The sequence below is a fragment of the Thermus albus genome (assembly GCF_022760855.1).
Lineage (GTDB): Bacteria > Deinococcota > Deinococci > Deinococcales > Thermaceae > Thermus > Thermus albus.
Genome location: NZ_JAKTNR010000001.1, coordinates 131,661 through 143,904, shown reverse-complemented (window position 1 = coordinate 143,904; position 12,244 = coordinate 131,661). Strand labels below are relative to the sequence as shown.

At 63.5% G+C, this 12,244-nt stretch carries 14 protein-coding genes and 1 riboswitch; of the genes, 6 read left to right on the top strand and 8 right to left on the bottom strand.

Features of this window, described 5'->3' with window-relative positions; translation table 11 throughout:
* Positions 1–9: 9 nt before the first annotated feature.
* The 5 genes from L0D18_RS00740 to L0D18_RS00720 form a co-directional block, all read right to left on the bottom strand.
* Positions 10–747 (bottom strand): SDR family oxidoreductase, encoded by a 738-nt coding sequence (locus tag L0D18_RS00740; RefSeq protein WP_243026754.1) that lies wholly within the window; start codon positions 745–747, stop codon positions 10–12.
* A 95-nt stretch (positions 748–842) separates the two neighbouring features.
* Entirely contained in the window at positions 843–1,154 is a 312-nt protein-coding gene (locus L0D18_RS00735; protein ID WP_243026753.1) for a hypothetical protein, read from the bottom strand.
* A complete protein-coding gene (locus L0D18_RS00730; RefSeq protein ID WP_243026752.1) occupies positions 1,135–1,887 on the bottom strand; it encodes an ABC transporter ATP-binding protein in 753 nt (250 codons plus the stop codon). Before L0D18_RS00730 ends, L0D18_RS00735 begins: the two co-directional genes overlap by 20 nt.
* The gene (locus L0D18_RS00725; RefSeq protein ID WP_243026751.1) at positions 1,874–2,902 is read right to left on the bottom strand and encodes a FecCD family ABC transporter permease; all 1,029 of its coding nucleotides are present in this window, start codon (positions 2,900–2,902) and stop codon (positions 1,874–1,876) included. Before L0D18_RS00725 ends, L0D18_RS00730 begins: the two co-directional genes overlap by 14 nt.
* Positions 2,903–2,905: 3 nt before the next feature.
* Positions 2,906–3,760 carry an ABC transporter substrate-binding protein gene (locus tag L0D18_RS00720; protein ID WP_243026750.1) on the bottom strand — a complete coding sequence of 285 codons (855 nt, stop codon included), beginning with the start codon at positions 3,758–3,760 and terminating at the stop codon, positions 2,906–2,908.
* Positions 3,761–3,892: 132 nt separating this feature from the next.
* Positions 3,893–4,051: riboswitch (cobalamin riboswitch) on the bottom strand.
* A gap of 130 nt (positions 4,052–4,181) precedes the next feature.
* Between L0D18_RS00720 and L0D18_RS00715 the strand changes: the two genes are divergently transcribed.
* The 5 genes from L0D18_RS00715 to L0D18_RS00695 are packed head-to-tail and all read left to right on the top strand — an operon-like array spanning position 4,182 to position 9,453.
* On the top strand, positions 4,182–5,396 hold the full coding sequence (locus L0D18_RS00715) for an ROK family transcriptional regulator (protein WP_243026749.1): 1,215 nt from the start codon (positions 4,182–4,184) through the stop codon (positions 5,394–5,396).
* Complete coding sequence (locus L0D18_RS00710; protein WP_243026748.1) at positions 5,332–6,567, top strand: ABC transporter substrate-binding protein; 1,236 nt, start codon at positions 5,332–5,334, stop codon at positions 6,565–6,567. Before L0D18_RS00715 ends, L0D18_RS00710 begins: the two co-directional genes overlap by 65 nt.
* A 52-nt stretch (positions 6,568–6,619) precedes the next feature.
* Positions 6,620–7,729 carry a carbohydrate ABC transporter permease gene (locus tag L0D18_RS00705; protein WP_243026747.1) on the top strand — a complete coding sequence of 370 codons (1,110 nt, stop codon included), beginning with the start codon at positions 6,620–6,622 and terminating at the stop codon, positions 7,727–7,729.
* Positions 7,729–8,535, top strand: coding sequence for a carbohydrate ABC transporter permease (locus tag L0D18_RS00700; protein ID WP_243026746.1), 807 nt, complete (start codon positions 7,729–7,731; stop codon positions 8,533–8,535). The genes L0D18_RS00705 and L0D18_RS00700 overlap by 1 nt, the downstream gene beginning before the upstream one ends.
* Positions 8,536–8,544: 9 nt before the next feature.
* Positions 8,545–9,453, top strand: a complete 909-nt coding sequence (locus L0D18_RS00695; RefSeq protein WP_243026745.1) for an NADPH:quinone oxidoreductase family protein — start codon at positions 8,545–8,547, stop codon at positions 9,451–9,453.
* Here L0D18_RS00695 and L0D18_RS00690 read toward each other — a convergent pair.
* Positions 9,450–10,295: a Rossmann-fold NAD(P)-binding domain-containing protein gene (locus L0D18_RS00690; RefSeq protein WP_243026744.1), complete on the bottom strand. Its 846-nt coding sequence runs from the start codon at positions 10,293–10,295 to the stop codon at positions 9,450–9,452. The genes L0D18_RS00695 and L0D18_RS00690 overlap by 4 nt on opposite strands.
* A 9-nt stretch (positions 10,296–10,304) precedes the next feature.
* On the opposite strand from L0D18_RS00690, the gene L0D18_RS00685 reads away from it, so the two are divergent.
* Positions 10,305–11,207, top strand: coding sequence for an AEC family transporter (locus L0D18_RS00685; RefSeq protein WP_243026743.1), 903 nt, complete (start codon positions 10,305–10,307; stop codon positions 11,205–11,207).
* Here the strand turns inward: L0D18_RS00685 and L0D18_RS00680 are convergent.
* Positions 11,166–11,558, bottom strand: coding sequence for a hypothetical protein (locus L0D18_RS00680; protein WP_243026742.1), 393 nt, complete (start codon positions 11,556–11,558; stop codon positions 11,166–11,168). The two genes, L0D18_RS00685 and L0D18_RS00680, sit on opposite strands and share 42 nt — an antisense overlap.
* On the bottom strand, positions 11,555–12,241 hold the full coding sequence (locus L0D18_RS00675) for a 16S rRNA (uracil(1498)-N(3))-methyltransferase (protein WP_243026741.1): 687 nt from the start codon (positions 12,239–12,241) through the stop codon (positions 11,555–11,557). Before L0D18_RS00675 ends, L0D18_RS00680 begins: the two co-directional genes overlap by 4 nt.
* Positions 12,242–12,244 lie beyond the last annotated feature (3 nt).

Below are 12,244 nucleotides of genomic sequence, written 5' to 3'. Positions count from 1 at the left end.
GCTTCCCCCTCAAGCGGGAGCCGCCCCGACGGTCCTCCCCCCATCCACGAAGAGCACCTGGCCGGTGATGAAGCTGGACTCGTCGGAGACCAGGAAGAGGGCGGCATAGGCCACCTCCAAAGGCTTCCCCGAGCGGCCCAAAGGGGTGGCGGCAATGGCCTTCTCCCGCACCTTCTCCGGCACCTTGGCGGTCATGCGGGTTTCAATGAAGCCAGGGGCCAGGGCGTTGACCCGGATGCCGTACCGCCCAAGCTCCAGGGCCAAGGTACGGGTAAGCCCCACCACCCCCGCCTTGGAAGCGGCATAGTTGGCCTGCCCCAGGTTGCCCAGGTAGACCCGGGAGCTGGTAAGGACGATGGAGCCCGGGTTCCTCTCCCGCATGGCCTCGGAGGCCGCCCTGGCCACCAGGAAGCTCCCCGTGAGGTTTACCCTTAGGACGGTCTCCCAGTCCTCCAAGGGCATTTTCCAATGGAAGTTATCCCGAGTGATGCCGGCATAGTGCACCACCCCATCCAGGCGGCCCATGGCCTGAAGGGCCTCCCGGAACCCCCTTTCCACCGAAAGGGGATCCGCCACATCCATGGGAATGGGCAAGGCCCCCGTGGCCTCCGCCGCTTCCCGCAAGGGGGCCTCCTCCAGGTCACACGCCACCAGCCTGGCCCCCTCCCGAGCGAACAGCTCCAGGGTGGCCCGACCCAGGCCGTGGGCCGCCCCGGTGATCACCACCACCTTGTCCTTAAGCCGCATCCTCCACCTCCCGATCCCGACCGAACGGTTGGTAGGTCTACCCTACTCCCACCCCTAGCCCCTGTCAAGGGCAAAAGGCCCCGCCCATAGGTCGCCTAAAGCCGCCAGGCGTAGTAGGGGGTCTCCACGAAAAGGGGAGGCCCCCCCAGGTACACCCTAAGCCCCGGTAGGACCAGGGTCTGCACCTCCCACTCAAAAGCCAAGGGATCCACCGGCAAGGGGTAGTGGAGAACCCCTTCCCAGGGTAGGCCGAGCCGCAACCTTTCCGGAAGGGACAGCCTGCCCACCAGAAGATACCGGGCCCTCCTAGGCCCAGACTCCGTATAGAAAGCCAGCTCCTCCCCTAGGTCTAACAACAAGGCCTGGCCGCGGATGAAAAGCCTCGCCCTATCCGTCCAGGTAGACATGGGGCCTCCCCCCAAGGTGGGCCACCCGAACCCCATGGCCATAGAGGCCTTGGAGAAGGGGCTCGGCAAGAACCGCCTCCGGCCCTCCCTCCGCCAAAAGCCTTCCCCCCTTGAGCACCGCCACCCGGTCGGCCAGGGCCGCCTGGTTGGGATCGTGGAGAACGGCAAGGACTCCCATGCCCTTGGCGGCTAACCCTCGGAGCAGTGCCAAAAGCCCCCCCTGATACTCCAGGTCCAGGTAAGTGGTAGGCTCGTCCAGGAGCAGGTAGCGGGGCCTCGAGGCCAAGGCCCGAGCCAAAAGGACCCTTTGCCGTTCTCCCCCGGAAAGGCTACCCAGGTACCGGCCAACAAAACGGGAAGCACCCGTGGCCTCCAGGGCCCAGGCCACCGCCTCCTGGTCCTCCCTGCCCTCCCTTCCCCAGAGGCCCAGGTGGGGAAGCCTCCCCAGGCGCACCACCTCCTCCACCAAAAGCCCCTCGGGGTAGGGACCCCCCTGGGGCAGGTAAGCAAGGAGCTGGCCCCGGGCATAGCTACCGTAGGCCCAAAGGGGCCTGCCTTCCAGCAACACCTTCCCCGACCTGGGCCGCAGCAGCCCCGCCATAACCCTTAAAAGGGTGCTTTTCCCTGATCCGTTGGGGCCCAAAAGGGCCACCCACTCCCCCGGCCGTACGGCCAGGTCCACCCCCAAGAGGGCATAGGGGCCCACGATGCCCTTAGCCTCAAGCCCTTCCACGCCGCCTCCACATGAGGTAAAGGAAGAAGGGGCCCCCGAGAAGGGTGGTCACCACCCCTACGGGAAGCTCCGCCGGACGGGTAAGGGTGCGGGCCAAAAGGTCCGCCAGCGCGAGGAGGGCCGCTCCCCCCAAGGCGGAAGCGGGCAAAAGCAGGCGGTAGTCCTCCCCCAAGATGCGCCGAAGGAGATGCGGGGTAATCAAGCCCACGAAACCAATGATCCCCGCTTGGGCCACGGCAGCGGCCACCAAAAGGCTTGCGGCAAGGAGGAGAAGGAGCTTAAGACCCTCGAGGGGCAATCCCAGGCTCTTGGCCACCTCCTCCCCCAGCTGCAAGGCGTTCAGCACCCGGCCTAGGAGCAAAAGGGGAGGAAGGGCCAGCAGGAAGAAAAGAAGAAGGGCCTTCACCCCGGGCCAGCCCAAAAAGGCCAGGTTGCCCAGGGTATAGGCAAAGACCGCCCGCACCCGGTCGGCATCCTGCAGCATCAGGTAGGTGGTGGCCCCCGTCAGGACGCTCCCCACCACCACCCCCGCCAGCACCAGCTCCCCCGTCCGGGCCGCCCCCCCCGCCAGGACCAGGGTAAGGAGGGTGGCGGAAAGGGCTCCCAGGAACCCGAAGAGGGTGGCGGAGAGGGGCAAGCCCTGAAAGATGGCGTGCTGGGCAAAGGCGGGAGACAATCCCCCCATCAAGGAGGCCAACAGGGTCACGGCAAAAGCCGCTCCTGCCGCCGAGCCCATGAGGTAGGGGTCGGCCAAGGGGTTGCGGAAGAGCCCCTGGAAGCTGGCCCCCGCCACGCCCAAGGCCGCCCCCACCAGCATTCCCCCTAAGACCCTGGGAAGCCGCATCTCGGTGACGATGGGATTCTCCTTGAGGCCCAAAAGGGCTTGGAGCACCTCGCCTGGCGGCAGGTTCACCGCCCCCAGGGCCACCCCTAGCACCAGGGCCAGAAGAAGGAGGAAAAGTAACCAGAGGAAGACCAGGCTCCGCCTAAAGGCCAGGGGGAGGGCTTGGATCATGGCCTAACGCCCATGGAAGCAATCCACCAAGAGCCTAAGCCCCTGGGCCACCCGGGGGCCCGGGCGGGAGAGAAGGTTATCCTGGCCCCCGGTGAACACGCAGATGCGCCCCGTCTGGACCGCCTGCACCCGGCTCCACCCAGGCCTGGCCCGGATGGTTTCCAGAGCACCCGGGTATGTGGCCACGATCACCTCGGGGTTCCTCTCCACCACGAACTCCGGAGCGATCTTGGGGAAAAGGCCTAGCTCCTTAGGGATAATGTTCACACCCCGGGCCTTTTGGATCAGGACGCCGATGAAGCTATCGGGACCCACGGTGTAAGGGGTGGGGTCAATCTCGTAGTACACCCGGGGCCGGGTCTTGGCCTTGGCCGCCCGGGACTCCTCCTGGTACACCTCCCGCTGGATCTGGGCCACCAGGCGTTCCGCTTGGCCCTCGAGGCCAAGAAGCTTGCCCAGGGTACGGGTGGTGCGGAAGATGTCCTCATAGGTTTCCGTCTTAACCGCAAAGACCACCAGCCCCGCCCGCTCCAAGGTCTCATAAAGCCGGCCGTATTTGGAGACCAAAACCAGGTCCGGCTTTAAGGACACAATGAGCTCGGGGTTCGGGTTGTAAAGCCCCCCCGCCTTGGGCAAGGCCTTCACCTTCTCGGGCCAATCGGAGTAGTCGTCGGTGGCCACGATCCGCTCACAAGCCCCCAAGGCACAAACCGTCTCCGTCACCGAAGGGAGCATGGTGACGATGCGCTTGGGAGGAGCCTTGAGCGTAACCGTGCGCCCCAGGTCGTCGGTGAAGGTGAGGGGAAAGGCAAAGGCCAGGGCCAAAAGGACCGTTATTGCCGCAAAAACTCTCCTCATACCTACCTCCCTAAGGCCGCTAGGGCCAGGCCCGGGGGAGGTAGGGAAAACCCCTGCCGGAAAGCGGCAGGGGTGCAAATGGCTTTGCAAACCCCTATCGCTCCCCCATCCGCGTGAGGTGCCCGCCTAGGGGTCTTGCGGGCGGCCCTGGCAGGTATTCGGGCTTCCGGTCTGCAAAGAAGGGCGCGAAGCGGGACCGGTTACCGTTGCGGGACAGCGCCGGAGTTGCACCGGACTTCCCCACTTTAAGCCTGGACTACGCGCCCAGGCACCAGGGCAACGGACCTGGCTTTTGGGCCCTAGCGGGCCTTAAAGGCAGCCTAAACCCTAGGGAGCGAAAAGACAAGGGCTTGACAGATCCGGGGCCGGGTGATTTACTTAGTCCTGAGAACGAACTAAAAGGCTTGGCAAAGGAATCGGGATGCGCAAAGGGGATACGCAAGAAATCCGCAGACTCAACCGCCGGGCCATTCTGGCCCACCTGAGGCGGGGTCCCCTTACCCGCGCAGGCCTTTCCCGGCTTACGGGCCTGGCTAAAAGCGCCGTAAGCCGCCTGGTGGACGAACTCCTGCAAGAAGGCCTCTTGGAGGAAGGGGCCTTTACCTCTCCCCCTGTGGGCCGACCCGGCACCTTGCTACACCTGCGCCCCGGTGCCCGCTTCGCCCTAGGGGCGGAGCTAGGGGTGGAGGGAACGGTCCTTTTGGCCCTGGACTGGCGGGGGGAGGTCCTTTGGGCCAAGGAGTGGAACCACTCCCGGGAGGCCGGGCCCAAAGAACGGCTGGAACGGCTTCTACAGGAGGTGCTTGCCCATGTGCCTGGCCCATTGGGCCTGGGGCTAACCCTGCCCGGGGTGGTGGTGGAAGACCGCCTCCTCCTAGCCCCTAACCTGGGTTGGAGAAACCTGGATCTGAGGCCCTTGCTCGTCGATTTCCCCTTGCCCACGGCCCTGGAAAACGATGCCAAGGCCTCGGCTTTGTCCGAGGTCTTCTTCCACGGGGAGGCAAACTTAGCCTATCTGGTGCTCAGCACGGGCCTGGGGGTTGGGGTGGTATCGGAAAGCCGGGTTTTGCGCGGAGCCAGCGGGGCTGCTGGGGAACTTGGACATTGGCTCGGCCAGGGGAATAAAACCTGCGCCTGCGGCCGGATAGGGTGCCTGGAAACTGAGCTCGGCCTCGGAACACTTCTGGAGCATTACCGGGCCCTTGGGGGCAAGGCCGAAGTTCTGGAGGCCCTCCTCCACCTGGCCGAGCAAGGGGAGGATTTGGCCCTCAAGGCCATCCACCATCTGGGCGAGGTCTTAGGGCGGTTCCTCGCCAACCTGGCGGTAGCCTACGACCCGGGTCGGGTGGTGGTGGGAGGCAAGGCAGCCGAGCTCTTCCCCCATCTGGAACACCCCATGCGCCAGTCCTTGGAGGCCCACGCCTTTTTGGAGGCCCACCGCTCCTTACCCGTCCAACCTTCCGTCTATGGCCACCTGGCCCCAGCGGTGGGTGGGGCTAGCCTCTTTCTGGTGAGGTTTTTTGAGCTGGGCGGCCTGTGGGCGGAAAGCCCACGTCGCAATGGAGGTAGGTATGAGGAAGTGGCTTTTGGCGATCGGCGTGGCCTTGGGGCTCAGCGCCCTGGCCCAGACGGGTAAGCTGGAGATCTTCTCCTGGTGGGCAGGGGACGAGGGACCAGCCCTCGAGGCCCTCATCCGGCTTTACAAGCAAAAGTATCCCGGCGTGGAGGTCATCAACGCTACGGTGACGGGAGGAGCTGGGGTCAACGCCAAGGCGGTACTGAAAACCCGCATGCTGGGTGGGGATCCACCCGACACCTTCCAGGTGCACGCGGGGCAGGAGCTCATCGGCACCTGGGTGGTGGCAGACCGCATGGAGGACCTCACCAGCCTATTCCGGCAGGAGGGCTGGCTCCAAGCCTTCCCCAAGGGTCTTATCGATCTCCTTTCCTACAAGGGAGGTATCTGGAGCGTGCCTGTCAACATCCACCGCTCCAACGTCATGTGGTACATTCCTGCCAAGCTGAGGGAGTGGGGGGTAACGCCACCCAAGACCTGGGCGGATTTTCTCGCCACCTGCCAGACCTTAAAGCGGAAAGGCCTGGAGGCACCTCTAGCCCTGGGGGAGAACTGGACCCAACAACACCTCTGGGAAAGCGTAGCCCTGGCCACCCTGGGGGCTGACGGCTGGGCCAACCTCTGGAACGGCAAGCTCAAGTTCACCGACCCCAAGGCGGTGGCGGTCTGGGACACCTTCGGCAAGGTGCTGGATTGCGCCAACAAGGACGCCGCAGGCCTGTCCTGGCAGCAGGCGGTGGACCGGGTAGTCCAGGGTAAAGCTGCTTTCAACATCATGGGCGACTGGGCCGCTGGCTACATGAGCACCACCCTTAAGCTCAAGCCCGGCACCGACTTCGCCTGGGCACCCTCTCCAGGCACCTCCGGGGTTTTCATGATGCTCTCCGATTCTTTCGGCCTGCCCAAGGGAGCCAAGAACCGGCAGAACGCCATCAACTGGCTCAAGCTGGTGGGCTCCAAGGAAGGTCAGGACACCTTTAACCCCTTAAAAGGCTCCATCGCCGCCCGGTTGGACTCTGACCCTGCCAAATACAACGCCTATGGTCAGTCGGCCATGAAGGACTGGCAGTCCAATCGCATCGTGGGCTCCTTGGTGCACGGAGCCGTGGCACCCGAAAGCTTCATGAGCCAGTTCGGCACGGTGATGGAGATCTTCTTGCAGAGCAAGAACCCGCAAGCGGCAGCCAACGCCGCCCAGGCCATCGCCAACCAGGTGGGCTTGGGCCGGTAACGCCTCTCGGCCCGTGGGGGCTAAAGCCCCCACGGGCTTTTCCGGAGATGGCATGCGTGACCGTATCACAGCCTTCTTGGTCCTCCTCCCCTCCTTGGTGGCGGTAGGCGTCTTTGTCTACGGCTTCATCGGGCAAAACCTCTGGGTTTCCTTCAGCGACTGGGGTAAGAACCCCACTCAAGCTTTGGCCCTGAGACCTGAGCTCCAGTTCGTGGGCCTGGAGAACTACCGCGAGCTCTTTAGCGGCTTTGTGGACGTGCGGTTCCGCCAGAGCGTGGTCAACTTGATCTTCTTTACCCTCTTCTTCATGGCGGGAACCCTGGGCCTAGGCCTTCTATTGGCCATAGCCCTAGACCGAGGCCCTAAGGGGGAAGGCTTTTTCCGCACGGTTTTTCTTTTTCCCATGGCCCTCTCCTTCGTGGTAACAGGCACCATCTGGCGTTGGCTTCTGCAACCCCAAGGTGGGGTCAACGTTTTACCCACTCTCTTTGGCTTTCCCCCCTTTAACTTTCCCTGGCTCACCACAAGGCAACAGGTGCTGGTCTTCGACTGGAATCAACTCCCCTTCTACACAGCCTTGGCCGTGGGTCTAACCCTTCTGTACCTTGCCTGGCAAGCCCACCGCGGAGGCGAAAGAAAGCGTCTTTTCTGGAGTCTCCTATCCAGTGGGCTGCTTCTCCTTTGGGCCCTAACCCTGGGTCGGAACATCCGCCTTCTTCCCTACGCCGAGCCCCACGGCTTCAGCCTGGCCTTGGTGGGGGTGATCCTGGCAGCGGTGTGGCAGATGTCGGGCTACACCATGGCCCTTTACCTGGCGGGCCTGAGGGGCATCCCCGTGGAAATTTTGGAGGCCGCCAAGGTGGATGGGGCCAGCGAGTGGCAGACCTATCGGTACGTTATTTTTCCCCTCCTCGCCCCCATCACACTTTCCGCCCTGATCGTCCTAGGCCACATTGCCTTGAAGATCTTTGACCTTATCTTCGCTATGGCCGGGCTAGACTATGCTCCCACCGACGTGCCAGCCATCTACATGTACCTTTTGGCCTTCCGAGGCAACCAGTTTGCCAAGGGTGCTGCCATCGGCATACTCCTATTGCTTTTGGTGGCCATGGTGGTCATCCCCTACCTGGCGAGCCAGCTGAAGAAGGAGGTCAGGCGCTGATGGGCCGGATTCTTCTATACACCTTTCTCCTCCTTGCCACCCTCTTCTTCCTCCTTCCCGTCTACCTGGTGATCCTCACCGCCTTAAAGGAGCCTGCCAGAATCACCCTGGACACGGTCTGGCATTGGCCCAATCCCGTATACTGGGAAAGCTTCAGGGTGGCCTGGGAGGCCTTCCGCCCCAAGTTCCAAAACAGCGTGATCCTGGCTCTTTCTGCCACCGTTCTCTCTGCTGTAGTGGGAGCGCTCAACGGCTACGTCCTGGCCAAATGGCCCTTCAGGGGATCTAACCTCCTCTTTGCCCTCATGCTCTTCGGCATGTTCATCCCTTACCAAAGCATCCTGATCCCTCTCTTCCAGTTCGTGAAGGCCATAGGCCTCTATGGCACCCTCTGGGGCCTCATCCTGGTACACGTGGTCTACGGAATTCCCATCGTCACCCTGATCTTCAAGAACTACTACAGCGAAATCCCGGATGAGCTGGTAGAGGCAGCCCGCATAGACGGAGCGGGATTCTTCGGTATCTTTCGGCACGTGATCCTACCTCTTTCCGCTCCCGCCTTCGTAGTGGTGGCCATTTGGCAGTTCACACAGATCTGGAACGAGTTCCTCTTCGCCGTGACCTTAACCCGGCCGGAAAGCCAGCCCATCACTGTGGCCCTGGCCCAGCTGGCAGGGGGTGAAGCCGTGAAATGGAATCTGCCCATGGCCGGGGCTATCCTGGCTGCCCTACCTACCCTCTTCGTCTATATCTTCCTGGGCCGGTACTTCCTGCGGGGCCTTCTAGCTGGTTCCGTAAAGGGGTAAACTCCCCCCATGCGCGCCTGGGTGCAAGAACGCTTGCGTGGTCCATTGGTCCTTAAAGAGCTTCCCGACCCCACACCGGGCCCTGGAGAAGTGGTGTTGGAGGTGGAGGCGGTGGGCCTGAACTTTGCCGACCACCTTATGCGCCTTGGTGGGTACCTCACTCGCGTCCACCCGCCCTTCGTGCCCGGTATGGAGGCCGTAGGTCGGGTGGCAGGCCAGCGCTTTGCCGCTTTAATGGGGCATGGGGCTCTAGCAGAGCGGATAGCTGTGCCCAGGGAGGCCCTTCTCCCCGTGCCAGAGGGGCTTTCCCCTGAGGAAGCCGCCGCTTACCCGGTTTCTTTCCTCACCGCCTATTTAGCCCTGCGGCAGGCGGGGGCCAAGCCCGGGGAAAAGGTCCTGGTGCAGGCAGCGGCAGGGGCCTTGGGAACTGCCACCGTGCAGGTGGCCAAGGCCATGGGCTTGCGGGTGCTGGCCTCCGCCTCGAGGCCCGAGAAGCTGGCCCTCCCCCAAACCCTAGGCGCCGAGGCCACCGCCACCTATGGGGAGCTTACGGAAAAGGCCAAGGCCTTCGGCGGGGTGGACATCCTTCTGGAGGTGCGCGGCAACCTTCTGGAGGAAAGCCTGGCCCTTCTGAACCCGGGAGGAAGGCTGGTCTATATCGGGGCCGCAGAGGGGGAGGCCGCTTCCCTGAATCCCCTGCGCCTCATGCGCCGAAACCTTACGGTCACGGGCTTTTGGCTGGCTCCCCTCCTCAGGCAACAGGCCTTGGTGCAGGAAGCCTTGGGGTTTCTCCTGCCCCGGTTGGGCCGTGAGCTCAAGCCCGTGGTGGGGGCGGTTTTCCCTTTCCTAGAGGCTGAGGCCGCCTTCCAGGCCCTCATAGACCGGGGTCATACCGGAAAGATCGTGGTTCGCTTCTAATCCAAGCCCATGAGGTGCCGCACCGCGGCCAGGTCAAAAAGTGCGTGGCCCACGCTCTTAAACAGCACGGGATCCCCTTCCGCCCGCTTGCCCAAGAGGGCTTCCCTTAAGGTGACCACGGGTTTAGAAAGGCCCTGAAGTTCCCCCGCCTCCACGAGGGCGTCCTCCGTGTCGCAGTAGACGGCAGCCCTTTCCACCAGGGCCCGGGGGACCTCCTGCATCTCCGGGCGGAAACTGCCAACGGCGGCGATGAAGGCGCCCTCCGGTACCCTCTCCGGTAGTACCGGGGCGGGACTGGGTGTAGCGGTGACGATGAAGGCCACCTCCTCGGGCACTTCCTCGCCCAACCATTCTTCAACAGAAAGGCCTATCTCTCGGACCTTCCGCATAAAAACTTCCAACCTGTCCCGACTCCTTCCCCGCACAAAGACCCTGGTCAGGCGAAGACCTTCGGCGAAGGCCTCGAGGTGGGCTTCCCCCTGCGCTCCAGGCCCCAGCAAAAGAAGCGCCCCCTCTTGCCTCGGCGCAAGAAGCCTAGCCGCCAAAAGGGAAAGGGCGGCAGTGCGCCTTTTCGTGATCTCCTCTCCCGGCAGGTGGAAGACCTCCCCGGTATCCAGCCTCTTGGCCCAGACCTCCGCCTGCACCGAAGGCCGGCGCTGAGGCCCATCCTCTTCCCTTCGGGAAGCCTCCACCGTAACCAGCTTGCAAAGGGCCACCTCCTGGTCGGCGGCGGGCATCACCAGAAACTGCCCCTGGGGAAGGGTTAGAACCTGGCGCCTGGGGGCCACCCCCCCCCGGAGGAGGACCTTCCTTAGGGCCTGGGAAAGAGCCAGGTATCCCATGCCTTTAGAATGCCCCACATGCAGGCTCTCCTCAACACCGTGCTCCCCGTGGCCTTGGTGGTTTTGGCCGGTTACCTGTTGGGCAAGCGCATCCCCATGGACCTCACCACCCTAAGCCGCCTTACCTTATACCTCCTGGTGCCGGCCCTCATCTTTGACGCCATGTACCGGGCGGAGTACTCCCGGGAAGGCCTTTGGGGACTGACCCTAGGCTTTACCCTTACCTACGTTCTCCTCTTTCTGACCATCCAGGGAGCGGGAAAGCTCCTCCGCCTTTCCCCCGACGTCACCAAGGGGCTTTTAGTGAGTAGCCTCTTCCCCAACTCCGGCAACATGGGCCTCTCCCTGGTCTATTTCGCCCTAGGGGAGGAGGGCTTAAGGCGGGCCGTGGTCTACTTCATCCTCTCCAGCGTGGTGATGTTCGGGCTGGGACCGGCCTTTATCCGGGGCGGAAGCCTTAGGGAGGGGCTTCTTTTCACCCTACGCCTACCCCTTTTCCACGCCCTTTTCCTGAGCCTGATGCTAAAAGCCTTGGGGATTAGCCTCCCCTTCCGCTTGGATGAAGGGGTGCGCCTCATGGGCCAGGCCGCCATCCCCGTCCTTCTCCTGACCCTGGGAATGCAAATGGGCCAAACCCGCTTTGCCATCGGGGCCTTTGAGGGCCTAACCAGCTTCCTAAGGCTCCTTTTGGCACCCTTTCTAGCCTTTGGAGTCGGGCTCGCCCTTGGACTTCCCCGCCTGGAACATCAGGTCCTGGTGTTGCAGTCCGCCACCCCAGTGGCGGTGAACGCCTTTCTCCTCACCCGGGAGTTCGGCAGCGAGGCCAACCGGGTGGCGAGGAGCGTGGTGGTTTCCACCTTTTTATCCTTCCTAACGATTCCCCTTTTCCTCCTCCTGATCGGGGTCCGGTAGGCTGGGGGTTCCCAGGTCCAGCTGGAAGAGCACCCCGCCTTCCCAAAGCCCCACCAGGCGGTGGTACCCCTCCCCCAGGGGAAAGCTCAACCGATAAAGACCCTCCTTCTCCAGGAACAAGGCCCTCTCCTGAACCAAGGTCTCCTCCCGGAACCATTTAAGGTGAAGGTACCCCGCCCGGGGAAGGCGTTCCACGCGGAGCAGCAGGTGGGCCTCGCCCGCGCCTTGCTCCAGGCGGGCCACCACAAAAGGCCTTTCCGGCGGCAAGGGTTTACCCGGGTCCAGAGGCAAGAAGGTGTAGCGGCACCCCGCCAGGAGGAGAAGAACCCCCAAGAGCCACCCTAGCCTCATCTCCCCTCCCCCGCCGTGCAAAGGGCGAGGAGGGCGATGGCCGCGGTTTCCGCCCGCAGAATCCTGCGGCCCAGGGAAACCGGAGTAAAGCCCCTTTCCTGAAGAAACTCCACCTCCTCCTCGGCAAACCCCCCTTCCGGCCCCACGGCCAAGGCCAGGGGTTTTCCAAGGCCCAACACCTCCCGCACCAGGCTTCTTGCTCCCAGATGGGCCACCATACCCTGTTCCACCGGAGGGACGGAACCTAGGGGAATGGGCGGCAGCACCTCGGGCACCCTAAGCCTTCCTGACTGTTTGGCCGCCTCCACGGCGATGGCCTGAAGCCTCCTTAGCTTTCCCTCCCCCATCTCCTTGGGCACGCTATGCCGGGTGATAAGAGGCTGGATGCGGGTGGCCCCTAGCTCCGTGGCCGCGCGCACCACCTCGGAAAGCTTATCGCCCTTGAGGAGGGCGGGGTAAAGGGCCACCTCCACCCCCACCTCCCTTTCGGGGCGGCGCTCCTCCAGGATGCGGTAGCGCACCGGGGGGCCCAGCTCCACCACCTCCGCCAAGGCCTCCCGTTCGGCATCAAAGACGGTGAACCGGTCCCCCACCTGGGCCCTTAGGACCTCGAGGAGGTGCCGGCTTTCCCTCAAGGAGAGCACCCCGGTAAGGCCTGGGCTATAGGCGCGGTGCGGGCGCATGCC

Excerpts from the sequence above, each read along its gene's own strand:
- L0D18_RS00740 (WP_243026754.1), bottom strand. The coding sequence starts at position 747 with ATGCGGCTTAAGGACAAGGTGGTGGTGATCACCGGGGCGGCCCACGGC.
- L0D18_RS00735 (WP_243026753.1), bottom strand. The coding sequence starts at position 1,154 with ATGTCTACCTGGACGGATAGGGCGAGGCTTTTCATCCGCGGCCAGGCC.
- L0D18_RS00725 (WP_243026751.1), bottom strand. The coding sequence starts at position 2,902 with ATGATCCAAGCCCTCCCCCTGGCCTTTAGGCGGAGCCTGGTCTTCCTC.
- L0D18_RS00720 (WP_243026750.1), bottom strand. The coding sequence starts at position 3,760 with ATGAGGAGAGTTTTTGCGGCAATAACGGTCCTTTTGGCCCTGGCCTTT.
- L0D18_RS00715 (WP_243026749.1), top strand. The coding sequence starts at position 4,182 with ATGCGCAAAGGGGATACGCAAGAAATCCGCAGACTCAACCGCCGGGCC.
- L0D18_RS00710 (WP_243026748.1), top strand. The coding sequence starts at position 5,332 with ATGAGGAAGTGGCTTTTGGCGATCGGCGTGGCCTTGGGGCTCAGCGCC.
- L0D18_RS00705 (WP_243026747.1), top strand. The coding sequence starts at position 6,620 with ATGCGTGACCGTATCACAGCCTTCTTGGTCCTCCTCCCCTCCTTGGTG.
- L0D18_RS00700 (WP_243026746.1), top strand. The coding sequence starts at position 7,729 with ATGGGCCGGATTCTTCTATACACCTTTCTCCTCCTTGCCACCCTCTTC.
- L0D18_RS00695 (WP_243026745.1), top strand. The coding sequence starts at position 8,545 with ATGCGCGCCTGGGTGCAAGAACGCTTGCGTGGTCCATTGGTCCTTAAA.
- L0D18_RS00690 (WP_243026744.1), bottom strand. The coding sequence starts at position 10,295 with ATGGGATACCTGGCTCTTTCCCAGGCCCTAAGGAAGGTCCTCCTCCGG.
- L0D18_RS00685 (WP_243026743.1), top strand. The coding sequence starts at position 10,305 with ATGCCCCACATGCAGGCTCTCCTCAACACCGTGCTCCCCGTGGCCTTG.
- L0D18_RS00680 (WP_243026742.1), bottom strand. The coding sequence starts at position 11,558 with ATGAGGCTAGGGTGGCTCTTGGGGGTTCTTCTCCTCCTGGCGGGGTGC.
- L0D18_RS00675 (WP_243026741.1), bottom strand. The coding sequence starts at position 12,241 with ATGCGCCCGCACCGCGCCTATAGCCCAGGCCTTACCGGGGTGCTCTCC.